Genomic DNA, 21,230 nt, shown 5'->3' with positions numbered 1-21,230 from the left:
CCGGATCATGGACCGGGCCCAGCTCGTCATCCACGCGCGCGACAGCATCGCCAGGGGATCGAAGAGCTTCCGCGCGGCGAGCCAGCTTTTCGGGCGCGAGACGCGCGAGCGCGCCTGGCTGCTTTATGCCTGGTGCCGGCGCGCGGACGACATCGCCGACGGGCAGGATCATGGCCATGGCATGAGCGCGGTGGCGGATGCCCCTGCCCGCCTGGCCGAGATCGAGCGGCTGACCGCGCTGGCGCTGGTCGGCAAGCCGACCAGCGACCCGGCGTTCGACGCGCTGGGGGTGGTGGTGCGGGAATGCGGCATCCCGCACGATCTGCCGCGCGACGTGGTCCGCGGCTTCGCGCTCGACGCCGATGGCTTCCAGCCGCGCCATGCCGACGATCTCTATCGTTATTGCTATCATGTCGCCGGCGCCGTCGGTGTGATGATGGCGATGGTGATGGGTGTTTCTGCCGGTGACGAGGACACGCTCGACCGCGCCTGCGACCTCGGCATCGCTTTCCAGCTCGCCAATATCGCCCGCGACATCAACGAGGATGACGCGGCCGGCCGCTGCTATCTGCCCGACGACTGGCTGGCCGAGGTGGACGTGCCGCCCGGCGAGACGATGCGCCCGCTTTACCGTTCGCGGATCGCGGTGCTGGCGAAACGGCTGGCCAAGCAGGCCGAGGCACATGAGGCGGCGGCCCGCGGCGGCGCTGCTGCGCTGGGTTTTCGCGATGCCTGGGCGGTGCTGTCCGCCGCCGACATCTATACCGGCATCGCCCGCGAGGTGGCGGCGCAGGGCGATCATGCGTGGGACCATCGCGTTGTCATTGGCCGCGCGCAGAAGCTCGCCTGGGGCGCGAAGGCGGCGATGCTGGCGGCGAACCGCAAGCGCATCCCACGGATCGACCGCACTGGGCTGTGGACGCGGCCGCGCTGACGGCGAATTAACCTGTTGGGATTAGCGAGATCCTCCCCGAGCTTGTCTCGGGGAGGGGGACCATGCGCAGCATGGTGGAGGGGCAATTCTCCACGGTGCCGCAATACCCCTCCACCGCCCTTCGGGCGGTCCCCCTCCCCAAGCAAGCTTGGGGAGGAATTTGGAGAGCCTGATGATCCTCGCCGCCTATCTGCTTGCCGCGACCGCACCCGTTTCCGATTTCGCGCGGAAGCAGGGCTTTGCGGTCCAGCAGATCGCGACCAATGACGCCGCCGCTTTGCTGCGCGATTGGGCCGCACCAGGCCGGGCCGCGCAGTCGCCGGTCGTCGACACCATCGCGCGCGAACAGGTGGTCGACAGCTTCATCGTCTTCACCGGCTGCAAGGGCGATCTGGCGCGCCGCTGCAACGTGACCGCCGATTTCGCGCTGATCGGGCCACAGGGCCAGATCTATGCCGAGCATGAGGGGGCGGACGTGTGGGTGGGCAAAGCCCCGCCCGCCGGCGGCGCGCTCACCTTGTCGGACGCGTCGCTCGGCATCTTCATCGACCCGGAAGACCCGGCGGGGGATTATGTGGTGCGGGCGGATGTCACCGACCATGTGGCGGGCATCACGTTGCGCACGGAGAAGACGCTGAAGTTGGTGGAGGGAGAGTAACGCCTCCTACCTCCCCTCCCTGCAAGGGAGGGGCGGGGGTGGGTTCCGCCGAGGCACTCGGCGGCCATGCCCCGCTTTGGCTCGCGCGATAAGGTCGAAAGGGGCGCGCTGTCGCGCACCTACCCACCCCCAACCCCTCCCTTTCAGGGAGGGGAGAAGAGAAGCGACCATCTTCGAAAGACAAAAATAATGCCGGCTTCCGCCGGCAAAGCGCCCTCATTCGGGGCAGGCCGCCCGCCGGGGCGGCAGGCCGTAGGGTTACGGCCTGTCGCTGGCGAGCCAACCGGTGAGGACGTAGAGGAGGATCATCGGTGCGCCGAACACGCAGAGCGTGAGGAGCAGCGCACCGATGCGCACCAGCAATGTATCGACCCCGGTATAGTTGGCGAAGCCCGAGCACACGCCCATCAGCTTGGCGTTGCTCTTGTCGAGATAATAACGGCTCGTCATTTTCATTTCCCCTTGGGGGATGGAGGGGTCAGTAACGCGGCGCGGAGATCGAAGCGGCCTTGACCGGCGCAACAGCGGCAGTGACGCACGCGGCGCTGAGCATCAGGGCACCAACCAGCGAAACGGCGACGCGCTGGACGTTGGATTTGTCGAACTTGAACATGGTCTTCACTCCCTTGGTTTATCCGGCCGGTATGTTCCGTCCGGTGATGCCAGGAAGGATTGCATAGGCCGTGCCAATTGCCCGGAATGGCGGTGAAGGCCGATTTTTTTCTTTCGAGGCGTTACTGTCCGCCAGTGAACTGCGATGATTTGGCAAATTTCACCAATGATCGGCGCGCACCCCTGTCCGTGAGCGGGCACATCATGACCAATTGTCCATTTCCGGACGGTCGCCTCGCCCGCGCTTTGCCTTGTCATCACCGGCTGCTATGCGGATGTCGGCTCGCAAGGCCTTGGGGACGAACAGCACGGGGATCGGATGCCGAATATCGCGATCGTTGGCACCGGCTTCGTCGCCGATCTCTACATGCCCTCGCTCAAGACCTTTCCCGACATCAGGATCGTGGCGGTGTGGGATCGCGATCCCGCGCGGCTGGCGGCCTTCGCCACGCATTGGGGCCTGACGCCGGCGGGGAGCCTGGACGCGCTGCTGGGCGGAGCGCCCGATCTGGTGCTGAACCTCACCAACCCCGGATCGCATTATGACGTCAGCCGTGCGGCACTGGAGGCCGGTTGCCATGTCTGGTCGGAAAAACCGCTGGCCATGGACATGGCCGACGCCCAGGCGCTGATCGCGCTCGCCGCCGCGCGCGGACTGCATATCGGTTCCGCCCCGTGCAGCGTGCTGAGCGAAGTGGCGCAGACGGCATGGGCGGCGCTGCGCGACGGGCGGATCGGCAAGCCGCGACTCGTTTATGCCGAATTGGACGATGATTTCATCCCCCAGGCCCCTTATGCGAAATGGATCAGCGAAAGCGGCGCGCCCTGGCCTGCGGTCGACGAATTTCAGGTCGGCTGCACGCTGGAACATGCCGGCTATTATCTGACCTGGCTGATGGCGATGTTCGGCCCCGTCGCCACGGTGGTTTCGGCATCGGCCAAATTGCTCGACACCGACGCCATCACCGGCGGGACCAGCGCGCCCGATTATTCATCGGCCAGCCTGTTCTTCGAAAGCGGGATGGTGGCGCGGCTGACCTGCAGCATCATCGCCCCGCACGATCATGCGATGCGGATCTTCGGCGACGAAGGCGTGATCGAGATCGGCGAGTGCTGGAGCAACACCGCGCCGGTGAAGATCCGCAGGCGCCATGTGATCCGGCGCCGGCTGATCAACAGCCCGATCGCGCGGAAGGTGCGGCTGAAATCCGGGCCGACGCATCCCACCGTCGGGCGGCGCGGCGCGGCATCGATGAATTTCGCGCTCGGGCCTGCCGAGATGCTGGACGCGGTCGCCGCCGGCCGATCGCCGCGGCTGGCCGGCGATTTCGCGCTGCACCTGACCGAGGTGTCGCTGGCGATCCAGGCGGCGGGCGAGACAGCGGGAGCGCAGCAGATGACGACACGGTTCGATCCGATCGCGCCGATGGAATGGGCCAGGCTGTGAGCGCGCCCGTCCGCATCGGGGTGATCGGCACCGGCGCCATGGCGCGGCTGATGATGCCAAGCCTGCTCGCCGAGCCAGGGCTGGACGTGGTGGCGGTCGCTTCGCGCGATGCCGGCCGGGCCAGTGCCTTCGCGACAGAGCACGGGCTGGCGGGCCATGGCGACGAGGCGAAGCTGCTGGCCGACCCAAGGATCGACGCGGTCTATATCGTCAACGCCACCGCCGACCATGCGACGAGCAGCATCGCCGCATTGCAGGCCGGCAAGGCGGTGTTGTGCGAAAAGCCGTTCGCCACCGATCCCGACGAGGCAGCGCGGGTGATCGCGGCGGCGGAGGCGGCGCAGCGCCCGTTCCTGGAAGCGATATCGACGCCGTTCCTGCCGGCGATCGACCATATGCTGGCCGAAGCGCGATCGGGGCGGATCGGCACGCTCACTCAATTTTCCGCCGATTTCGGCTATCCGGCGAGCCGCGAGGCGCTGCCGCGCCTGTTCGGCGGGCCGGGGGCCGGCGTGCTGCTCGACCGCGCAGTCTATCCGCTGGCTCTGGCGCTATTGGCGCTGGGGCCGGTCGCGCGGACGCAGGCGAGCGTGCGGCGCGAGGACGGGGTCGACGTCCATGCCGCCATCCTGCTGGACCATGAAGGCGGCGGCCTTTCGCAACTGACGGCATCGCTCACCACATTGCTGGGCAATAGCGCGATATTGAGCGGCACAAGCGGCAGTATCAGCGTCGCGCCGCCTTTGCTCAAGGCCGAAAGCCTGCATATCCATGTCACGTCGGCTTTCGGCGTCGACACGCCCGACCGCGGGATCAAGGCGAAGCTGGCGGCGATGCCGGCGATGCGACGGGCGAAAAATCTCGCGGGAAGCCTGAAGGCGAAGCATTATCCCTATGGCGCGAGCCCCTATGCGCCCGAGCTCGCGCACTTCGTCGCGATGGTGCGGGGCCGCCAGCTCGAAAGCCCGGTGCTGCCGCACGCGACATCGCTCGCCATCCAGCGCGTATTGGCAGAGTGCCGATGAAACTCGCTTATCTGCTCAATTCCTACCCGATGACGAGCACGACCTTCATCCGGCGCGAGATCGCGGCGATCGAAGAGACGGGCGTGCCCGTGACGCGCTACGCTGTCCGCCACTGGGACGGGGCACTGGTCGATCCGCTTGATCTGGCCGAGCAGGAGCGAACCCATTATCTGCTGACGGGAAATACGACCGGGCTGTTCCTGGCCTTTCTGGCGGAGCTTCTCACCCGCCCCCACTGCGTCGCGCGAGCGCTGCCTGCCTGGTTCGGGCTGATCCGCGCCGCCAAGGGCCGGCTGGTCCAGCACGTCGCCTATCTGATGCAGGCGGCGGCGCTGCGGCGCGAAACCGCGAAGGCCGGCATCACCCACCTCCATTGCCATTTCAGTACCAATGCGACGGCGGTGGCGATGTTGAGCCGGCTGATGGGCGGCCCGGCCTACAGCTTCACCGTCCATGGCCCCGACGAGCTGATCGACCTGCCCGGCGGCGGTATTCGCGCCAAGATAGAGAATGCGCACGCCGTGATCGCCATCACCCGATATTGCCGCGGGCGGCTGACCGAGCATGTCGGCGAGAATATCTGGGACCGCATCCACATCGTCCATTGCGGGCTGAAGCTGGAGGATTTCCCCGACCGCGACGACGCGCCCGCGGGATCGACGCTGGTCTGCGTCGGCCGGCTGTGCCCGCAAAAGGGGCAGGTGCATATCCCGGCCGCGGTGGCAGAGGTGCGCAAGACCTTCCCCGACCTGCACGTCACCCTGATCGGCGACGGCGAGAGCCGCGCGGCGGTAGAGGCGGAGATTGCCAAGCACGATGTGGCCGACGCGATCACGCTGGCCGGCTGGCGATCCAATGCCGAGGTCCGCACCGCGATCGAGGGTGCACGCAGCCTGTTGCTGCCAAGCTATGCCGAAGGGCTGCCGATCGTCATCATGGAAGCCTTCGCGATGCGCCGCCCCGCGCTCACCACCACCATCGCCGGCATTCCCGAGCTGGTGGACGCAAGTTGCGGCTGGCTGGTCGCGCCCGGTGACCATGACGCGCTGGTCGCAGCGATGAGTGATGCGATGGCGGCACCACCCGAACGGCTGGCGGCAATGGGCGTCGAGGGCCGCAAGCGGGTGGAGGCGGGGCATGACCTCGCCAGGATCGCGCCGGAGCTGGTGCGGGTCTTCGGGGCTTAGCCCCAACATGCTGCCCGTCATGCCCGCGGAGGCTGGCATCCGGCTTATGCCGAAAGAGCCACGGACCCCAGCCTGCGCTGGAGTGACGTTTGAGGGGATGCGCGAAAGAGACGCGTCGTCCCGCAGCGCGCACGCTATCAACGTCCTCTTCTCGTTGGTTTGGCAGGCAAAGCACAGGAACTGTCGCTTCTGACATCTGACGCGCAGGCGTCGGAGGGCCTATGGGCTGAATGGCGCGATCAAGGGAGCATCTGATGACCAAGGCATTCGGCTTCGCATCCACGACAGACGAGGTGCTGGAGGGCGTCGACCTTGCCGGCAAGCGGGCGCTCGTCACCGGCGTATCTGCGGGGCTCGGCGTCGAGACCGCGCGGGCGCTGGCGGCGCATGGCGCCACGGTGGTCGGCACGGCGCGCGATCTCGCCAAGGCGCGGGCAGCGACCGCCGCGATTGCGGGGATCGAGCTTGTCGAACTCGACCTCGCCTCGCTCGCCAGTGCGCGGCAGGCGGCGGACGCGCTCATCGCCAAGGGGGATCGCTTCGATCTCGTCATCGCCAATGCAGGCGTCATGGCCTGTCCGCAGGGCAAGACGGCGGACGGGTTCGAGACGCAGTTCGGCACCAACCATCTCGGCCACTTCCTGTTCGTCAACCGGATCGCGCCGCTGATGAATCCCGGCGCGCGGCTGGTGGTGCTCTCCTCCTCCGGCCATCACTACTCGAACGTCGATCTCGACGATCCCAATTTTGAGCGGACGGCCTATGATCCGTTCATTGCCTATGGTCGCGCCAAGACCGCGAATGCGCTGTTCGCGGTCGAGTTCGACCGGCGCCACCGCGATCGCGGCATCCGGGCGGCATCGGTCCATCCCGGCGGCATCCATACCGAGCTTGGCCGCCACATGACGCCCGAGATCGTCAAGGATCTGGTCGCCGCGATCGAGGCGAGCCAGGCCGAGGGGGCACCGGCCTTCGCCTGGAAGACGATCCCGCAGGGTGCGGCCACCTCCGTCTGGGCCGCTGTCGTCGCCCCGGCCGATGCGGTCGGCGGCCGCTTCTGCGAGGATTGCCATGTCGCCGAGGTAATCCACGGCGATGGCCTCGGCCGCGGTGGCGTGCGGCCCTATGCGCTCGACCCGGACAATGCCCGCGCGCTGTGGGCGAAGAGCGAGGAGATGGTCGGCGAGCGCTTCTGATTTCGACATTTTTTGCAACTCGTCGTCGCCGGCACACGGCACGTCGCGCGCCCCGATCCCGTTGCCTTCCGTTCAGGCGCGGCCGGCCAAGCAAGGGCCGTCCGAACCATAGAAACGATCGCAAAGGGATAAAATCATGCGGAAATTCATGCTCGCGCTGGGCGCCGTCTCGCTCACCATTCCGGTTGCGATGGCGCTGCCGATCGAAGGCGCCGAGGCGCGCAAGCATCACCGCTACAAGGAATGGCGCGGCCGCGACGGGCGGATGTATTGCCGCAAGTCGAACGGCACGACCGGCCTGATCATCGGCGGCGCCGGCGGCGCACTGCTCGGCCGCGCGGTCGACACGCATGGCGATCGCACCACCGGCACGGTGATCGGCGCGGCCGCTGGCGCACTGCTCGGCAAGGAAGTCGACAGCAAGCGCCGCTGCGGGTGATTGGGGCGTAACCACCACGCCTTCCCTCCCCCGTTTGTATCGAGCAGCATCGAGCGAAGCCGAGATGCGGCAGTCGAGATACAGCCCCAAGCGATGCGCTCGCGGAAAGGATGTCTCGACTACGTTCTCGGCTTCGCTCGAACTCCGCTCGACACAAACGGAAGATTGGGCGGAAAGTTAGATTTCAAGCCGGCGGGGCGAGTTCCGGCGGCGCGTTGTGAAAATAGCTTTTCTGTTCGCGCCGCTCGGCGATCCGCCAGCCTTTCTCGGTGCGGACGAGCTTGTCGCAATACCAGAGCCCGACGAAGAACACCTTGTCATTGCCCTTGGGCTCGCTGCCGTCGGGAAACATGATCATCGGGTTGAACAGGATCGTCCGGCTCGTCGCCTTGTCGCCGTCGAGCTTCAATTCGGTCGTCGCGACCATGTGCTGGAAGCCCTTGAAGGCCTTCATCGCCTCCCCCAGCCAGGCCTGCATCTCGCGGAAGGGCAGGCGCGGGCCGCCGACTTCGCTGTAATCGATGATCGCATCCTCGGTGAACACTTCGTCGAGGCCCGCCCAGTTGCGATCGTCGATCGCGAAGGAGTAGCGGGCGAAAAGGTCCTGTATTTCGAGGCGGTCGGAAATCTCCTGCAGGCTGAGCATCGGCACCCTCACTTTTCTGTTTCCGGCCTAGAGACATAGAACGCCCCGCAGGGAGGGGCTATCGCTCGCAATGTGGCCGCGCGGACGCGCAGGCGGAAATGGAGACAGAGATGCTGATCCGCCCCGGCGTGGCGCGCACCCCCGACGATCGTTTCGTAGGCCTGCCCGACTTCCCCTTCGCGCCGCATTATCTGGAGGTGACCGACGAAGCGCTCGGGCGCTTGCGGATGCATTATCTGGACGAAGGCCCGCGTGACGCGCCGGTGATGCTGTTGCTCCATGGCGAGCCGAGTTGGTGCTTCCTCTATCGCAAGATGATCGGCCCGCTGGTGGCGGCCGGCTATCGCGTCGTCGCCCCAGATCACATCGGCTTCGGTCGATCCGACAAGCCCACCGAACGGGCGAGCTACAGCTATGGCAAGCTGGTAGGCTGGCTGGCGGAGTTCGTCCGCGCGCTGGACCTGACGCGGATCACCCTTGTCTGCCAGGATTGGGGCGGGCCGATCGGGCTGCGCGTGCTTTCGGAAATGCCCGATCGCTTCGCCGCGGTGGCGGTCGCCAACACCTTGCTGCCGACCTGCGAGGGGCCACCGAAGGGCGTCGCCGACTGGCCGGGGCCGATCATCGAGGCATGGGCCGAGACCTGCCGGACAAGCGACGACCTGCCCATCAGCGAGATCATCGCCGCGGTCTGCGTCGAGCGGCCCGCGCCTGCGGTACTGTCGGCTTATGACGCGCCCTTCCCCGACGCCGGATACAAGGCAGGGACGTTGCAGATCACCTGCTGCATCCCGCTCGACGACAGCTATCCGGGCGTGACCGAGAACAAGGCCGCGTGGAAGGTGCTGGAACGGTTCGACCGGCCGTTCATCACTTTGTTCAGCGATTCCGACCCGTCGACGATCGCGTGGGAGGCGGTGTTCCAGGGCCGCGTGCCGGGCGCCGCCGGCCAGCCGCATGCGCGGATCGAGTGGGCCGGCCATTTCCTTCAGGAAGAACAAGGCGCGGCGATGGCGGCGCGGATCGTCGATTGGCGGGGGGTGGCAGGGTAAACCGCCCGGCCGCCATCCGGCGCAGGCCGGCTTCTCCCTTCGAAGCGGAACAAAGCCCTCTCCCGCTTGTCAACGCGACCTTTACGATTTTGCGGCAATGCAGTCCCCGTGGAAGCCGTCAGGCAAGGGGAATGGGCAAGTGACCAGTGAAACTGGAGCTTTGGTCGACTGGAGCGTGTTCTCCCGCGCGCGCACCGAGCTGGGCGCGGGTTTTGTCCGCATTCTCGGCTATTTCCGCGAAGACGGCGTGAAGTCGATCAACGCGATCGAGGAAGCGATGCGCGCCCGCAACGCGACCGCATTGGTGATCCCGGCGCACACGCTGAAGGGCGAATCGCTGCAGTTCGGCGCCGAGCATCTCGCGGCGCTTGCCGAACATATCGAGAAGGTTGCCCGCCGCTGCGTCGAAACCCGCAGCGATCCCGACGAGTTGATCCCCGATGTCGTCCGCCTGCGCCCGATGTTCGAACAGACGCTGGAACAGATCGACCGCGAGGCAAGCCCGCTGATGCAGCGCCGGGCCGCCGGCGGCTTCGGCCGCCGTTCACCGACAAGCTTCGGCCAGGCCTGAATCGTCCCGCGGGGTCAGCACCCCGCGAGGATTTCCCCCACCAGATCGGCCTCCGCTGCATCGTTATAGATGTGGAAGGAAAGCCGCAGCACCGGCCCGCGCCGATCGACCTGGCAGCCGCCTGCGCGCAGCGCCGTTTCGACGTCGGCGTCGGCGGTGATGCACAATGTCCCGCCGAAACCGCTGCGATCGGGCGCGAACCAGCGGTCGCCGGTCCGCTCCACCACCCGCGCAATCAGCCGCCGGTTGTGCGCCAGCACCTTCTGTGCGCCGACGCCGGCGATGGTGGTGATCCCGCCCGTCGCCAACGCATAGGGCGCGATCGAAGGCGTGCCGCCCCAGAAGCGCCGCGCGTCAGGCGCGTAGCGGAAATCGCGAATGTCGAAGGCGAAGGGCTCGGCATGGCTGAACCAGCCCACCTCGATCGGCTGCGCACGCGCGGTAAGTGCCGGATCGGCCCACAGCCAGCCCGCGCCGGGGCCGCCGCACAGCCATTTCAGGCAGGACCCGATCGCCGCATCCACACCCCAGGCCGGCAGGTTGACCGGCAGTATACCGGCCGACTGGGCGACGTCGGCAATGGCGATCGCGCCCGCACCATGGGCCAGCGCGACGATGTCGGCGATGGGGGACACCGCGCCGCTGTTGGAATGGACATGCATCGCCACCACCGCGGCGACATCGGGGCCGATCGCCGCCCCCCAGGTCTCGACGTTCGCCGGATCGCCGGTCAGCAGGTCCAGCCGATAGCCGAGCCGATCGAGCGCGCCCATCGCGAAGCCGATCGACGGAAAGCTCTGCTCCGACGCCACCAGCCGGTTGCGGCCCGGCTCCGGCGGCAGGGCCGAAAGCAGCCGGAACAGCGCCGCGCTATTATTGGCCTGCGGGCAATAATCCGCCGCCTGCCCGCCGAGTAGCCCGGCCAGCGAGGCACGGAAATCGTCGATCGCGCCCAGCCAGTCTTCCCACGCGTCCGATCCCTTTATGCCCCAGGGGCCGAGCACCGTCGCTTCCAGCCGGGCGCGGGTCGCCAGCGGCAGCGCGCCGGCCGAATGGGCAAGGAGATAGGGGCCACCTTCGGGAAGCTGGAACAGCGTCCGCGCGCCCGTCACGCGGCGCCCCCCTGCGCCGACAGGCTGTCGCGGACGCGGCCATAATCGCCGCCCCAGGCATCGGTCATCGCGACGCGGACATCCCACAGCTCGGGGAAGAAGCGGTGCTTGGCGCCCGCCTGCAGCAGATCGACCGACCGCCCCTTCAGCGAGGCCGATCCCATACCGATCGACCGGTGGATCAGGAACAAATGATGCCAGCGGAACTTGCCGAACAGCTCGTCGAACTCGATCAGCGCCTCGGCCACGACATAGGCCGCGTCATGCGCATAGCCATCGTCGTAGATCGACCGCACGGTGCGCCCCTCCGGCTCCAGATAGGCGGCGACGAAGCTGGTCCACAGATGCGGCGGCATCTTCAGAAGCGTGCGGAAGCCCGGCGATTCCTGGCCGCTGCCATTGCCGAGCTGCAGCCGGATCTGTTGATATTCCTTGGGCGACATGGTTTCGAGCAGATCTAGTTGATCGGTCATCAACTTCATCAGCCGATGCGCCCGGCCCATCAGCGTGACGACGCGGTGCGTTTCCTTCGCCTGCAGATATTCGTCGACGTCGAGCAGGGTGTAGGCGATCAGCTTCATCCACAGCTCTTCGACCTGGTGGACGATCTGGAACTGCAGCTCGTCGCGATTGGCGAAGGCGTCGAATGGCTTCTGACAGGCCAGCAGCGCGCCGGTGTTGATATAGAGCTCGTAATCGAGCTCCGCGGGCGCATTCATCATCGCGTAGAAGGCCTGACGGTCCATCGCATCCTCAAATCTGATTGAATGGTGAGATTAGCAGGGGGCCGGGCGAACATTGTTCGCGATACGCTGGCTGCGTGGGCAATTCGCAAGCAATCGTTTCATGCGATAGCAATAATCATGGTATTCGTGCTATTTTTTGCCAACAAGGGAGATCGAATGGACCGGATCGACCATAAGCTGCTCAGTCTGCTCGAGGGCGACGCACGCCTCTCCTTTGCCGATCTGGCTGAACGTACCGGGCTCACCAAGACGCCCTGCTGGAAACGCGTGCAGGCACTCGAGCAAATGGGGGCGATTCGTGGCTATCGCGCGATCGTCGATCCGCCGGCGCTCGGCCTCGCCACCAGCGCCTTTGTCCGGGTGACGATCGCGTTCGACAAGCATGATGCGTTCGAAGCGGCCGTGATCCGCCACCCGCTGATCCTGTCCGCCCACGCGACGGTCGGCGACAGCGATTATCTGCTGCATGTGCTGGCGCGGGATCTCACCGCGCTCGACGATTTCCTGCGCGGTCAGTTGTGGCGCTTGCCGGGCGTCGAGCGCTTCTCGACAACGATCGCCACACGCGAGATCAAGACCGACGGTTCGGTGACCGCCTGCGCCGACGGCTGATTCAGCCCACCAGACGCAGGTTGATCTGCGCAAGATAGGCCCGCGCCGTAGCCTCGTCCTGATGCTCGCAGCCGATCGCGTCGCGTAGCCCGTCGAGATAGGGGCGCACGCTCGCGCCGCGGCCACCGCGGGCCAGCGTGTCGCCCAGCCCTGCGGCAAGGCGGCTCACCGGTTCGAGCTGATGATCGCGCGCCACCTGGCGGATGGCCTCGACCCGGCGGCACAACTCGCCGATCGAAAGCAGGCGGAAATCCCGGTCGAGCTGCGCGAGACGCGCGCAAAGCTCGTCGCGGATGGTGGGATCGAGGGGCGATTCGATTCGGGCGGCACTGGCCATAAGCATTCTCCTCAGCGCCATCTTGCGCCTTTCATATTAGCGCCAGATTAAGCGCCCGCGGCCGAACTGCGTCATTTTCCGCGCTTCGGCTTGACTTTCGGGTCGGCCTGCCCCAATGCCCCCGCGGATGGAATCGGGCGGCGGTCACGTCGCCTTATTTTTTCGTGGCACCCAGCTTCGGCTGGCGCCCGCAGCAGCAGAATTCGAAGGATCAAGGGTCATGGCCAAGCCGACCACCGTCAAGATCAAGCTCGTCAGCACGGCCGACACCGGCTTCTTCTACGTCACGAAGAAGAATCCGCGGACCCTGACCGAGAAGCTGAACTTCCGTAAATATGACCCCGTCGTGCGCAAGCATGTCGAGTTCAAGGAAGCCAAGATCAAGTAAGCGCTGGCGGGCCGCTGGCTCGCCACTGCCTGATCGGCAAAAGCGGTCGCCGCGCTGGGGTTCCAGGGCGGCGGCTTTCTTTTGCCTGCTATCCGGGGAGTATCGAGCGCGCGTCAGAGCAGCGCTTCGACCACCTCGACAAAACGCATCACCGAAATCGGCTTGGAAACATAGGCCTCCGCGCCCGCGGCGCGGATGCGTTCCTCGTCGCCTTTGCCGGTATAGGCCGTCACCGCCATGATCGGGATGGCGCGCAGCGTCTCGTCCACCTTGAGCTGTTCGATCAGGTCGATGCCGCTGACATGCGGAAGCTGGATGTCCATGATGATCAGGTCGGGCATGAAGGCGCGCGCGGCATCCACGGCATCGCGGCCATCGCGAACCGCCTCCGCTTCGAAGTCATGAGCCCGCAAAAGATCGCAGAATAACTTCAGGTTGAGTTCGTTGTCCTCGACAACGAGCACTTTCTTGGACACAGGCTGCCCCACACACGCTACAAAGACGGCTTGTAGACGATGCCCCGCTTAGAAACAAACCGAGACCCCGCCGCGATTGCCTTGCGCGCACTCGTCTGGACGCTGGACGAGCCCGGCCGGGCGGATCGCCTGTTGACGCTGACCGGCATCGGCCCGGAAGACCTGCGCGAACGGATCGGCGATCCCGCGCTGCTCGCCGCCACCCTCGCCTTCCTCGAAGCCCATGAGCCCGATCTGATCGCCTGCGCCGCCGCGCTCGATCTCGAACCCCAGGCGCTCGTCCGCGCCCGAATGGAAATGGAAGCATGAACCGTCCGCTGCTGATCACCGATTGCGATGAAGTCCTCCTCCACATGGTTTCGCACTTCGCCGCCTGGCTGGGCGAGGCGCACGAAATCAACTTCGCGCTCGATCGCCATGATTTCGTCGGCGCACTCACCGCGCGGGCCGATGGTGCGCCGGTGCCGCCCGAAAAAGTATGGCCGCTGCTCGACGGCTTCTTCGATACCGAGATGCATCGCCAGACTTTGGTGCCCCATGCGCGCGAGGCGCTGGCCGCTATCGGCGCCGTCGCCGATATCGTCGTCCTCACCAATCTCGGCGATCATCGTCAGCCCGGCCGCGTCGCCCAGCTCGACGCGCATGGCATCCGCCACCGCGTCGTCTGCAACCAGGGCGGCAAGGGCCGGCCGGTGGCGAAGCTGATCGAGGAATTCACCCCCAGCGTCGCCGTCTTCGTCGACGATCTGCCCCAGCATCACGAATCGGTGGCGAAGCACGCGCCCGATGTCTGGCGGCTCCACATGGTCGCCGAGCCGCTGATGGCGCCGCACATCAGCGCTGCGCCCCACGCCCATGTCCGCATCGACGATTGGGCCGTCGCGCAAACCTGGGTACTCGATCGCTTCGCCATGCGCGCGGTCGCCTGAGCCGGCTCAGGCCGGCTGCTCGCCCGACCAGCGCTTCAGCCGCGCGCGCAGGCGGAAGGCGAGGAAGATGAACGCCACGCCCAGCACGATCGCATAGGCGCCGATCCACCAGGTCAGCACCAGCGCGCCCGTCATCGGCGCGATCAGCAGCAACGCGCCATAAGCGAGCGAGGCCACGCCGCCGAGTATCAGCCACCAGCGGCCATGATCGGCATCCACCTTGGCCGCGGCGGCCAGCATGAAAGCGCCCGAAACCAGCGCCCAGACCGCGATCAGCAGCACGAACACCACCACCGTCAGCCCCGGCCACAGGAAAGCGACGATGCCCGCGCCGATATCGACCACGCCGCCCAAGGCCAGCGATCCCCATTGCTCGCCCGCGCGGGCCGATCGCACCGCGCCGATGATCGCGAAGATCCCGTCGGCGATCGCATAGGCGCCGAACAGCCAGACGATCGACAGCATCGTCGCGCCCGGAAAGGTCAGCGCCACCACGCCGAACAGCACGCCCAGCAGGCCGCGAACGGCGAAGGCCCACCAGTTCCTCGCAAGCACTCCGAGCATAAGCATGGCTCCCGAACAGGATGATCGCGCTCAAGCTAGGTGGGGCGGCTGACGATCACTATCGGATAAAACCCCGACGCCGGTTGCGGATTCCCCCGATAGGGCCTGCTCGCCTTACATCCCACGCCAGCAACCGCGCCCCTACCAGATACGCACGCGGTCCGCGGGAGCGAGGTAGAGACGATCGCCCGGCTTCACGCCGAACGCATGGTACCAGGCGTCTATGTTTCGGACGACGCCATTCACCCTGAACCTTGATGGGCTGTGGGGGTTCGATGCGAGATCGCCCCTGAGCGCCGCATCCCTGATATTCTCCCGGTAGGTCTGGGCCCACGAAAGAAAGACGCGCTGGTCGCCCGTCGTGCCGTTCAGAATGAGCGCAGGCTTGCCACGGAGCGCGATACGATAGGCCTCCAGCGCGATGTTGAGGCCGCCAAGATCGCCGATATTCTCGCCGAGCGTCGTCTCGCCATTCACGTGACTGCCCGGGATCGGCTCATAATGCGAATATTGCCCGGCCAGGCGAGAGCCCATGGTCTTGAACCGGGCGGCGTCGGGCTTGTCCCACCAATCGCGCTGGGCGCCTCTTGCATCGGTCTTTGCGCCCTGATCGTCGAAGGCGTGGCTCATCTCGTGGCCGATAACGCCCCCGATGCCGCCGTAATTCACTGCTGGATCGGCCGCGGGATCGAAATAAGGCGGCTGCAGAATCGCGGCGGGAAAGACGATCTCATTGAAGAAGCTGTTGGAGTAGGCGTTGACGTTCTGCGGGGTCATTCCCCACTCGTCGCGATCGGTCGGTTGCCCCAGGCGCGCGATCCGGCGCTCCCAGTCCCACAACAAAGCGCGCTTTCGGTTGCCGACGGGATCGCCGGCGCGAACCTCCAGCGCCGTATAGTCGCGCCAACTGTCGGGATAGCCCACCTTCACGCGGATCGCCGCAAGCTTTGTGAGTGCAGCCTGCTTCGTATCGGTAGACATCCAGTCGAGCCGCTCAATCCGAATGCGGAACGCGGCCCGCAGATTCTCGACGAGCGCCGTGATCTGGGCCTTGGCTTCCGGCGTGAAATGGCGCTGGATATAGAGCTGGCCGACCGCCTCGCCGAGCGCCGCGTTGAGCGCGACGGTGGCGCGTTTCCAGCGCTCGCGCTTCTGCGGCTGGCCGGAAAGCACGCGCCCGTTGAAGTCGAACGCCAGGTCGTCGAAGGCCGCGGGAAGCACATCGGCCATGCCGTTCAGATAACGGAACGTCATATAGGCACGCCACGTCTCGACCGGCGTGTCGCGGAACAGCCTGGTCAGGTCCCGGACCGCGCTGTCCTCCTTGACGACGTAAAAATCGTGGCGGGGTATCCCGAGCGCGGCGAGCGCCGCGTCCCACGGATAATCCGGTGCGAAGGCCTTGAGCTCGGCGCGGGATTTGGGGTGATAGGTCAGGTCGCGATCGGCGCGTTTCTCGCGCGTCCAATGCGCTTGCGCGATCGCCGTCTCCAGCGCCACCACTGCGTCGGCCGCTGCCTCCGGGTTCGGATAATGCCCAAGTCCCAGCATCGCCGCGACATAGGATCGGAACTTGGCCCGCACTTCGACGAACCGTGCGTCGCTGTTCAGATAATAAGTCCGGTCGGGAAGGCTGAGGCCCGACTGGACGATGTTGATCGCATAGCGATCGGGGTTCGCGGCGTCCGGCCAGACGGAGAGCGACAAGGGGCCGCCGAGCCCAAGTTCGGGATGCCCCATCAGCCGCGCGACATCCTTGTGCGATCGGGCGGCGGCAATCAGCGCAAGGTCCGCGCCAACCGGCGCCAGCCCCGCCGCCTCGATCGCCTTGGTGTCGAGATAGGCGTTGTAGGTATCGGCGATCTTGCGCTCGATCGATCCGGCCGGCTGCGGCCGTCCGGCAATGTCATCGACGATCGCCTTGACGTCGCCCTCCGCCTTGGCGCGGAGCATCAGGAAGGGACTCCAGGCGCTGCGGTCCGGCGGGATCGGATTGGCCTGCTTCCAGGCACCGCTGCTATATCGGTCAAAATCATCGCCCGGCTTTACCGACCGGTCCATCCCGCCAAGATCGAATCCCCATGGCGGGATCACCGGCGAGGCGGCGATGAGCATCAGGCCGAGCAGCGTTACAGTGATAAGACGGACGCTTGCGCGACGTTGGGTCACGCCCATGGAAACACCGGGCGTTCATATCGGGCAGCAGCCCGAAAGATGCGCGCGACGACGCACTGGCCATTGATGTGATTGGTAAACACAACGATCCCGGTCTGCGATGGAGGATGTAGATCCTGGCATGAATAGCACCCCCGGATCGTCGGTCCATCACACGGGGGCCATAGCGATTGGACCGACCGAGTTTAGGCCGCGCGGAGATTAGCCATCGTGGGGTTTCGGGAGACCGTACGGGGCGGCGGGATGTCGGCTGTGTCGGGGGGAGTGGACGTTAGCGCCTCTTCCTCCCCTCCCTGGAAGGGAGGGGCTGGGGGTGGGTTCCGCCGAGGCACTCGGCGGTCTTTGCAAGGATTGCCTCAGCCACACCGTCGGGATTGGCGAGAACCTCGCCGTTCCGGAAGCGAATGACGGTCCAGCCATTGTCCGCCAGGAATTGGGAGCGCCGCGCATCATAGTCCTCGGCGCCGAGGTGCTGGCTACCGTCGAACTCGACCGCCAGTTTTACCGATCGGCAGGCGAGGTCGAGAATGTAGGGGCCAACCACCAATTGCCGGGTGAAGCGCGGTCGAAAACGTGACAGCCGTCGCCAGATCATGCGCTCGGCTTCGGTTTGGCCGTTGCGCAGGGCACGCGCATTGGCTGTCATATGCTCGGGCACCCGCGACATGACGCAAGGTTAGTAAGGCGCGCTCCGCACGCCAACCCACCCCCAACCCCTCCCTTTCAGGGAGGGGAGTAGAAGGTCCGCAATGTCAGCGTGTCCTGACAGTCAGCAATTCAGCAGATAACGCGGATAACAGCCTGGCAACGGCAGACGGAATTTGTCCACGCGGCCTAGCCCCCGGCCACTCCCATCGCTACGCCAACCCCATGACAAAGCAGCCGAACACCGCCCGCGCTTATGCCATGCTGGCCTTCGTCATGCTGTTCTGGGCGGGCAATTCGATCGTCGGGCGGGCGGTGCGCGATGATATTCCGCCCTTCACGCTCGCCTTCGTCCGCTGGGCGGTGGCGCTGCTGATCCTGCTGCCCTTTGCCTGGGCCGATCTGCGGCGCGACCTGCCGGCGCTGCGGGCAGGGTGGAAGCCGGTGCTGTTGCTGGGGCTGGTCGGCGTCGCCGGCTTCAACGGCTTTCTCTATTGGGGGCTGGGCTACACCACCGCCACCAACGGCCTGTTGCTGCAAGCCGCGATCCCCGCGCTGGTGCTGGGTTTCAACGCGATCTTCTTCCGCGATCGCGCCGGGCCGTGGCAGATTGCCGGCGTCATCCTGTCGACGGCCGGCGTCCTCCTCGTCATCGTCCGCGCGGACCTCCATGTGCTGGCCGGGTTGCGGCTGGGCTATGGCGATCTCCTCATCTCCTGCGGGGTGCTTGCCTGGGCCTGCTACACTAGCCTGCTGCGCATCCGCCCCGCGGTGCGGCCGTTCAGTTTCCTCGTCGCCACCTTCCTGATCGCTGCGCTGGCGATGCTGCCGCTCAGCATCGGTGAGGCGGAGCGGATCGCCGCGATCGACTGGCGGCCGGGGGTGGTGCTTGCCTTCGCTTATGTCGCCATCTTCCCGTCGGTGATCGCGTATTTCCTGTTCAATTCGGCGGTCGACGCGATCGGTGCGGCGCGCGCCGGCCAGACGATCAGCCTGATGCCCTTGTTCGGCGCGGGGCTGGCGGCGGCGCTGCTGGGCGAGCCGCTGCACAGCTATCATCTCGTCGGCATGGGGCTGATTCTGGCGGGCATCCTGATAGCCGCGCTGCTCCATCGCGCGCCTGCCGCCCCTTGACGCATCCGGCCCGGCGGCAGAAGAGAACGGCCATGAGCATCGAAGCACGCATCGCCGAACTCGGCCTCACCCTTCCCCAGCCCGCCGCCCCCGTCGCCGCTTATGTGCCGGCGGTCGAAGCCAACGGGCTGCTCCACATCTCGGGCCAGCTCCCCTTCCGGCAGGATGGATCACTGATCACCGGCCGGCTGGGTCAGGATGTCGACGTCGATGCCGGTCGCGCCGCGGCCGAACGCTGCGGCATCATGCTGATCGCGCAGATCAAGGCGGCGCTGGGTGGTAATCTCGACCGCGTGGAGCGCGTCGTGAAGCTCGGCGCCTTCATCTCGTCGACTGTGGATTTCACCGATCAGCCCAAGGTCGCCAATGGCGCCTCCGAACTGATGGTCGCCGTGTTCGGCGATGCTGGCCGCCACGCCCGCTCGGCGGTGGGCGTGCCGGTGCTGCCGCTGGGCGCGGCGGTCGAGGTTGATGCGATCATTGCCGTCCGGCCGGCCTGATAGCCGCGCCGCCTTCCTGAAGGGCCGGCGCTACGCGCACCGCGGGTTGCATGGGGCCGGCTTGGTCGAAAACAGCCAGGCCGCGTTCCGCGCCGCGATCGCCAATGGCGACGGCATCGAGCTCGACGTCCAGGAAAGCCGCGACGGGCAGGCGATCGTCTTCCACGATTACACGCTCCACCGCCTGACCGCCGAGACCGGCCCGCTGGCCGATCGCACCGCGGCCGAGCTCGCGCAAATCCAACTTTCCAACACCGCCGAAGGGCTTTCCAGTCTAAACCAGACTCTCAACCTCATCGCCGGCCGCGCCCCCCTCCTCATCGAGATCAAGAGCAGAGAGCGCACCCCCGCCCGCCTCTGCGCCGCAGTGCGCGATGCGCTCGCCGATTATGCCGGTCCGGTCGCGGTGATGTCGTTCAACCCCCAGGCCGCCCGCTGGTTCGCCACCCACGCCCCGCACATCGTCCGCGGGCTGGTCGTTACCGAGGAAGGCAAGAAGTCCTTCCGAGGATGGTGGGAGCGCCACCTTGCACTCTGGCGGGCGAGACCCGATTTTCTGGCCTATGACGTCCGCGACCTGCCCTCGCGCTTCGCCGCCGCCGCCCGCGCCGCCGGCCTGCCCGTGCTGAGCTGGACGGTGCGCAGCCCCGCCGACGAGGCGACCGTCGCGCTCCACGCCGACGCCCCCATCTATGAGCGCACGCTTGGCTGAGCGCGACATCCTCGCCCGCATGGCCGAAGGCGTCTGCGCGGTTCCCGCCGCGGATTGGGATGCCTGCGCCGGCGATGGCAATCCCTTCGTTGCCCACGCCTTCCTGTCCGCGCTGGAGGAATCGGGAAGCGCCACCGCCCAGCGCGGCTGGCAGCCGCTGCCGATCCTGATCGACGGCGCCGACGGCCGCCCCGCCGCGATCGCACCAGCTTATGCCAAGAGCCACAGCCAGGGCGAATATGTCTTCGATCATGCCTGGGCCGATGCCTGGGAGCGGGCCGGCGGGCGCTATTATCCCAAGCTCCAGATCGCGTCGCCGTTCAGCCCGGTCCCCGGCCCGCGGCTGCTGTTGCGCGATGAGGCGCTGGCGCCCGCGCTGATCGGTGCGCTCGAAACGGTGGTGCGCCAGAACGGCCTGTCCTCCGCCCACGCAACCTTCGTCGATCCCGAGCAGGTGCCGCTGTTCGAAGCCGCCGGCTGGCTGATCCGCAGCGACCGCCAGTTCCACTGGGCCAATCACGGCTATGCCTGCTTCGACGACTTCCTGAGCGCCCTCGCCAGCCGCAAGCGCAAGGCGATCCGCAAGGAACGCGCCGCCGCGGTCGAGGGGCTGGAGATCGCACACGTCTCCGGCAGCGACCTGACCGAGGCGTATTGGGATGCCTTCTGGCATTTCTATCAGGATACGGGATCGCGCAAATGGGGCCGGCCCTATCTGACGCGGCAATTCTTCTCGTTGCTGAGCGAGCGGATGTCGGACAAGGTGCTGCTGATCCTCGCTCTGCGCGACGGCCAGCCGATCGCCGGCGCGCTCAACCTGATCGGCATGGACACGCTCTACGGTCGCTATTGGGGCGCGGTGGAGGAGGTGCCCTTCCTCCATTTCGAGCTTTGCTATTATCAGGCGATCGACGCTGCCATCGCCCGTGGCCTCGCCCGCGTCGAAGCCGGCGCGCAGGGTGAACACAAGCTCGCGCGCGGCTATGAGCCGGTGGCCACCTGGTCCGCCCATTTCATTCCCGATCCGGGCTTTCGCCGGGCAGTTGCCGACTATCTGGAAAGCGAGCGCCGCGCCATCGCGAACGAGATCGATGTGCTCGCCGAAATGGGACCGTTCAAGCGCGGCGGCTGAT

At 66.4% G+C, this 21,230-nt stretch carries 27 protein-coding genes; 17 read left to right on the top strand and 10 right to left on the bottom strand.

The genetic code is table 11. From position 1 onward, the window contains the following. Positions 1–7 precede the first annotated feature (7 nt). A complete protein-coding gene (locus ACFB49_RS22110) occupies positions 8–934 on the top strand; it encodes a phytoene/squalene synthase family protein (protein ID WP_380873817.1) in 927 nt (308 codons plus the stop codon). Positions 935–1,106: 172 nt separating this feature from the next. Next, positions 1,107–1,592 carry a hypothetical protein gene (locus ACFB49_RS22105; protein ID WP_380873815.1) on the top strand — a complete coding sequence of 162 codons (486 nt, stop codon included), beginning with the start codon at positions 1,107–1,109 and terminating at the stop codon, positions 1,590–1,592. Positions 1,593–1,850: 258 nt separating this feature from the next. Here ACFB49_RS22105 and ACFB49_RS22100 read toward each other — a convergent pair whose 3' ends face one another. Both ACFB49_RS22100 and ACFB49_RS22095 read right to left on the bottom strand, forming a co-directional pair. After that, the gene (locus ACFB49_RS22100; protein ID WP_380873813.1) at positions 1,851–2,042 is read right to left on the bottom strand and encodes a PspC domain-containing protein; all 192 of its coding nucleotides are present in this window, start codon (positions 2,040–2,042) and stop codon (positions 1,851–1,853) included. A gap of 28 nt (positions 2,043–2,070) precedes the next feature. Next, positions 2,071–2,205 carry a hypothetical protein gene (locus tag ACFB49_RS22095; protein ID WP_380873811.1) on the bottom strand — a complete coding sequence of 45 codons (135 nt, stop codon included), beginning with the start codon at positions 2,203–2,205 and terminating at the stop codon, positions 2,071–2,073. Positions 2,206–2,523: 318 nt separating this feature from the next. On the opposite strand from ACFB49_RS22095, the gene ACFB49_RS22090 reads away from it, so the two are divergent. From ACFB49_RS22090 to ACFB49_RS22070, 5 genes are all read left to right on the top strand, one after another. Beyond that, positions 2,524–3,651, top strand: coding sequence for a Gfo/Idh/MocA family protein (locus ACFB49_RS22090; RefSeq protein ID WP_380873809.1), 1,128 nt, complete (start codon positions 2,524–2,526; stop codon positions 3,649–3,651). Further along, positions 3,648–4,676, top strand: a complete 1,029-nt coding sequence (locus tag ACFB49_RS22085; RefSeq protein ID WP_380873807.1) for a Gfo/Idh/MocA family protein — start codon at positions 3,648–3,650, stop codon at positions 4,674–4,676. Before ACFB49_RS22090 ends, ACFB49_RS22085 begins: the two co-directional genes overlap by 4 nt. Beyond that, positions 4,673–5,863 (top strand): glycosyltransferase family 4 protein, encoded by a 1,191-nt coding sequence (locus ACFB49_RS22080; protein ID WP_380873805.1) that lies wholly within the window; start codon positions 4,673–4,675, stop codon positions 5,861–5,863. The genes ACFB49_RS22085 and ACFB49_RS22080 overlap by 4 nt, the downstream gene beginning before the upstream one ends. 254 nt (positions 5,864–6,117) lie before the next feature. Then, positions 6,118–7,059, top strand: coding sequence for an SDR family NAD(P)-dependent oxidoreductase (locus tag ACFB49_RS22075; RefSeq protein ID WP_380873804.1), 942 nt, complete (start codon positions 6,118–6,120; stop codon positions 7,057–7,059). Positions 7,060–7,195: 136 nt separating this feature from the next. Then, positions 7,196–7,498 carry a glycine zipper 2TM domain-containing protein gene (locus tag ACFB49_RS22070; protein WP_380873802.1) on the top strand — a complete coding sequence of 101 codons (303 nt, stop codon included), beginning with the start codon at positions 7,196–7,198 and terminating at the stop codon, positions 7,496–7,498. Positions 7,499–7,682: 184 nt separating this feature from the next. On the opposite strand, the gene ACFB49_RS22065 is transcribed toward ACFB49_RS22070, so the two are convergent. Continuing rightward, positions 7,683–8,144: a nuclear transport factor 2 family protein gene (locus ACFB49_RS22065; RefSeq protein ID WP_380873801.1), complete on the bottom strand. Its 462-nt coding sequence runs from the start codon at positions 8,142–8,144 to the stop codon at positions 7,683–7,685. Positions 8,145–8,254: 110 nt separating this feature from the next. On the opposite strand from ACFB49_RS22065, the gene ACFB49_RS22060 reads away from it, so the two are divergent. Then, entirely contained in the window at positions 8,255–9,196 is a 942-nt protein-coding gene (locus ACFB49_RS22060) for a haloalkane dehalogenase (RefSeq protein WP_380873799.1), read from the top strand. A 139-nt stretch (positions 9,197–9,335) separates the two neighbouring features. Continuing rightward, entirely contained in the window at positions 9,336–9,767 is a 432-nt protein-coding gene (locus tag ACFB49_RS22055; RefSeq protein WP_380873797.1) for an Hpt domain-containing protein, read from the top strand. Between the two features lie 14 nt (positions 9,768–9,781). Here ACFB49_RS22055 and ACFB49_RS22050 read toward each other — a convergent pair whose 3' ends face one another. Both ACFB49_RS22050 and ACFB49_RS22045 read right to left on the bottom strand, forming a co-directional pair. Beyond that, positions 9,782–10,879, bottom strand: a complete 1,098-nt coding sequence (locus tag ACFB49_RS22050) for an aminotransferase class V-fold PLP-dependent enzyme (protein WP_380873795.1) — start codon at positions 10,877–10,879, stop codon at positions 9,782–9,784. Then, entirely contained in the window at positions 10,876–11,625 is a 750-nt protein-coding gene (locus ACFB49_RS22045) for a tryptophan 2,3-dioxygenase family protein (protein WP_380873794.1), read from the bottom strand. The genes ACFB49_RS22050 and ACFB49_RS22045 overlap by 4 nt, the downstream gene beginning before the upstream one ends. A gap of 156 nt (positions 11,626–11,781) precedes the next feature. Here ACFB49_RS22045 and ACFB49_RS22040 point away from each other — a divergent pair, with 156 nt between their 5' ends. After that, positions 11,782–12,237, top strand: coding sequence for an Lrp/AsnC family transcriptional regulator (locus ACFB49_RS22040; RefSeq protein ID WP_380873792.1), 456 nt, complete (start codon positions 11,782–11,784; stop codon positions 12,235–12,237). A 1-nt stretch (position 12,238) separates the two neighbouring features. Here ACFB49_RS22040 and ACFB49_RS22035 read toward each other — a convergent pair whose 3' ends face one another. After that, entirely contained in the window at positions 12,239–12,574 is a 336-nt protein-coding gene (locus tag ACFB49_RS22035; RefSeq protein WP_380873791.1) for a hypothetical protein, read from the bottom strand. A 220-nt stretch (positions 12,575–12,794) separates the two neighbouring features. Between ACFB49_RS22035 and rpmG the strand changes: the two genes are divergently transcribed. Continuing rightward, the gene (gene rpmG / locus ACFB49_RS22030; protein WP_380873789.1) at positions 12,795–12,962 is read left to right on the top strand and encodes a 50S ribosomal protein L33; all 168 of its coding nucleotides are present in this window, start codon (positions 12,795–12,797) and stop codon (positions 12,960–12,962) included. Between the two features lie 113 nt (positions 12,963–13,075). Here the strand turns inward: rpmG and ACFB49_RS22025 are convergent, their stop codons facing one another. Then, complete coding sequence (locus ACFB49_RS22025) at positions 13,076–13,438, bottom strand: response regulator (RefSeq protein ID WP_380873788.1); 363 nt, start codon at positions 13,436–13,438, stop codon at positions 13,076–13,078. A gap of 39 nt (positions 13,439–13,477) precedes the next feature. Between ACFB49_RS22025 and ACFB49_RS22020 the strand changes: the two genes are divergently transcribed. Together ACFB49_RS22020 and ACFB49_RS22015 are read left to right on the top strand one after the other, a co-directional pair. After that, on the top strand, positions 13,478–13,747 hold the full coding sequence (locus ACFB49_RS22020) for a DUF3572 family protein (RefSeq protein ID WP_380873786.1): 270 nt from the start codon (positions 13,478–13,480) through the stop codon (positions 13,745–13,747). Continuing rightward, the gene (locus ACFB49_RS22015) at positions 13,744–14,367 is read left to right on the top strand and encodes an HAD family hydrolase (RefSeq protein WP_380873785.1); all 624 of its coding nucleotides are present in this window, start codon (positions 13,744–13,746) and stop codon (positions 14,365–14,367) included. The genes ACFB49_RS22020 and ACFB49_RS22015 overlap by 4 nt, the downstream gene beginning before the upstream one ends. 6 nt (positions 14,368–14,373) lie before the next feature. Here the strand turns inward: ACFB49_RS22015 and ACFB49_RS22010 are convergent, their stop codons facing one another. The 3 genes from ACFB49_RS22010 to ACFB49_RS22000 all read right to left on the bottom strand — a co-directional run bounded on the left by ACFB49_RS22010 (position 14,374) and on the right by ACFB49_RS22000 (position 17,773). Next, complete coding sequence (locus ACFB49_RS22010; RefSeq protein WP_380873783.1) at positions 14,374–14,931, bottom strand: HdeD family acid-resistance protein; 558 nt, start codon at positions 14,929–14,931, stop codon at positions 14,374–14,376. 141 nt (positions 14,932–15,072) lie between these two features. Next, positions 15,073–17,106: a M13 family metallopeptidase gene (locus ACFB49_RS22005; protein ID WP_380873782.1), complete on the bottom strand. Its 2,034-nt coding sequence runs from the start codon at positions 17,104–17,106 to the stop codon at positions 15,073–15,075. A gap of 271 nt (positions 17,107–17,377) precedes the next feature. Next, on the bottom strand, positions 17,378–17,773 hold the full coding sequence (locus ACFB49_RS22000; protein WP_380873780.1) for an endonuclease domain-containing protein: 396 nt from the start codon (positions 17,771–17,773) through the stop codon (positions 17,378–17,380). Between the two features lie 203 nt (positions 17,774–17,976). Here ACFB49_RS22000 and ACFB49_RS21995 point away from each other — a divergent pair, with 203 nt between their 5' ends. Genes ACFB49_RS21995 through ACFB49_RS21980 form a run of 4 tightly spaced genes read left to right on the top strand, consistent with a single transcriptional unit; the run spans position 17,977 to position 21,229 of the window. Beyond that, positions 17,977–18,885 (top strand): DMT family transporter, encoded by a 909-nt coding sequence (locus ACFB49_RS21995; protein ID WP_380873779.1) that lies wholly within the window; start codon positions 17,977–17,979, stop codon positions 18,883–18,885. A 32-nt stretch (positions 18,886–18,917) separates the two neighbouring features. Then, positions 18,918–19,385, top strand: a complete 468-nt coding sequence (locus ACFB49_RS21990; protein WP_380873777.1) for a RidA family protein — start codon at positions 18,918–18,920, stop codon at positions 19,383–19,385. Further along, positions 19,357–20,097, top strand: a complete 741-nt coding sequence (locus tag ACFB49_RS21985; RefSeq protein WP_380873775.1) for a glycerophosphodiester phosphodiesterase family protein — start codon at positions 19,357–19,359, stop codon at positions 20,095–20,097. The genes ACFB49_RS21990 and ACFB49_RS21985 overlap by 29 nt, the downstream gene beginning before the upstream one ends. Then, positions 20,078–21,229 (top strand): GNAT family N-acetyltransferase, encoded by a 1,152-nt coding sequence (locus ACFB49_RS21980; RefSeq protein ID WP_380873773.1) that lies wholly within the window; start codon positions 20,078–20,080, stop codon positions 21,227–21,229. The genes ACFB49_RS21985 and ACFB49_RS21980 overlap by 20 nt, the downstream gene beginning before the upstream one ends. Position 21,230: the final 1 nt, after the last annotated feature.

This window comes from Sphingomonas sp. DBB INV C78 (assembly GCF_042693015.1).
Lineage (GTDB): Bacteria > Pseudomonadota > Alphaproteobacteria > Sphingomonadales > Sphingomonadaceae > Sphingomonas_E.
Note: the sequence above shows the minus strand (reverse complement) of the source record. Positions and strands in the feature narration are given on the sequence as shown.

Coding starts and splice junctions, on each gene's coding strand:
- ACFB49_RS22110 (WP_380873817.1), top strand. CDS start 8: ATGGACCGGGCCCAGCTCGTCATCCACGCGCGCGACAGCATCGCCAGG.
- ACFB49_RS22105 (WP_380873815.1), top strand. CDS start 1,107: ATGATCCTCGCCGCCTATCTGCTTGCCGCGACCGCACCCGTTTCCGAT.
- ACFB49_RS22100 (WP_380873813.1), bottom strand. CDS start 2,042: ATGACGAGCCGTTATTATCTCGACAAGAGCAACGCCAAGCTGATGGGC.
- ACFB49_RS22095 (WP_380873811.1), bottom strand. CDS start 2,205: ATGTTCAAGTTCGACAAATCCAACGTCCAGCGCGTCGCCGTTTCGCTG.
- ACFB49_RS22090 (WP_380873809.1), top strand. CDS start 2,524: ATGCCGAATATCGCGATCGTTGGCACCGGCTTCGTCGCCGATCTCTAC.
- ACFB49_RS22080 (WP_380873805.1), top strand. CDS start 4,673: ATGAAACTCGCTTATCTGCTCAATTCCTACCCGATGACGAGCACGACC.
- ACFB49_RS22075 (WP_380873804.1), top strand. CDS start 6,118: ATGACCAAGGCATTCGGCTTCGCATCCACGACAGACGAGGTGCTGGAG.
- ACFB49_RS22070 (WP_380873802.1), top strand. CDS start 7,196: ATGCGGAAATTCATGCTCGCGCTGGGCGCCGTCTCGCTCACCATTCCG.
- ACFB49_RS22065 (WP_380873801.1), bottom strand. CDS start 8,144: ATGCTCAGCCTGCAGGAGATTTCCGACCGCCTCGAAATACAGGACCTT.
- ACFB49_RS22060 (WP_380873799.1), top strand. CDS start 8,255: ATGCTGATCCGCCCCGGCGTGGCGCGCACCCCCGACGATCGTTTCGTA.
- ACFB49_RS22045 (WP_380873794.1), bottom strand. CDS start 11,625: ATGGACCGTCAGGCCTTCTACGCGATGATGAATGCGCCCGCGGAGCTC.
- ACFB49_RS22040 (WP_380873792.1), top strand. CDS start 11,782: ATGGACCGGATCGACCATAAGCTGCTCAGTCTGCTCGAGGGCGACGCA.
- ACFB49_RS22035 (WP_380873791.1), bottom strand. CDS start 12,574: ATGGCCAGTGCCGCCCGAATCGAATCGCCCCTCGATCCCACCATCCGC.
- rpmG (WP_380873789.1), top strand. CDS start 12,795: ATGGCCAAGCCGACCACCGTCAAGATCAAGCTCGTCAGCACGGCCGAC.
- ACFB49_RS22020 (WP_380873786.1), top strand. CDS start 13,478: ATGCCCCGCTTAGAAACAAACCGAGACCCCGCCGCGATTGCCTTGCGC.
- ACFB49_RS22015 (WP_380873785.1), top strand. CDS start 13,744: ATGAACCGTCCGCTGCTGATCACCGATTGCGATGAAGTCCTCCTCCAC.
- ACFB49_RS22010 (WP_380873783.1), bottom strand. CDS start 14,931: ATGCTCGGAGTGCTTGCGAGGAACTGGTGGGCCTTCGCCGTTCGCGGC.
- ACFB49_RS22005 (WP_380873782.1), bottom strand. CDS start 17,106: ATGGGCGTGACCCAACGTCGCGCAAGCGTCCGTCTTATCACTGTAACG.
- ACFB49_RS22000 (WP_380873780.1), bottom strand. CDS start 17,773: ATGTCGCGGGTGCCCGAGCATATGACAGCCAATGCGCGTGCCCTGCGC.
- ACFB49_RS21995 (WP_380873779.1), top strand. CDS start 17,977: ATGACAAAGCAGCCGAACACCGCCCGCGCTTATGCCATGCTGGCCTTC.
- ACFB49_RS21990 (WP_380873777.1), top strand. CDS start 18,918: ATGAGCATCGAAGCACGCATCGCCGAACTCGGCCTCACCCTTCCCCAG.
- ACFB49_RS21985 (WP_380873775.1), top strand. CDS start 19,357: ATGCGATCATTGCCGTCCGGCCGGCCTGATAGCCGCGCCGCCTTCCTG.
- ACFB49_RS21980 (WP_380873773.1), top strand. CDS start 20,078: ATGAGCGCACGCTTGGCTGAGCGCGACATCCTCGCCCGCATGGCCGAA.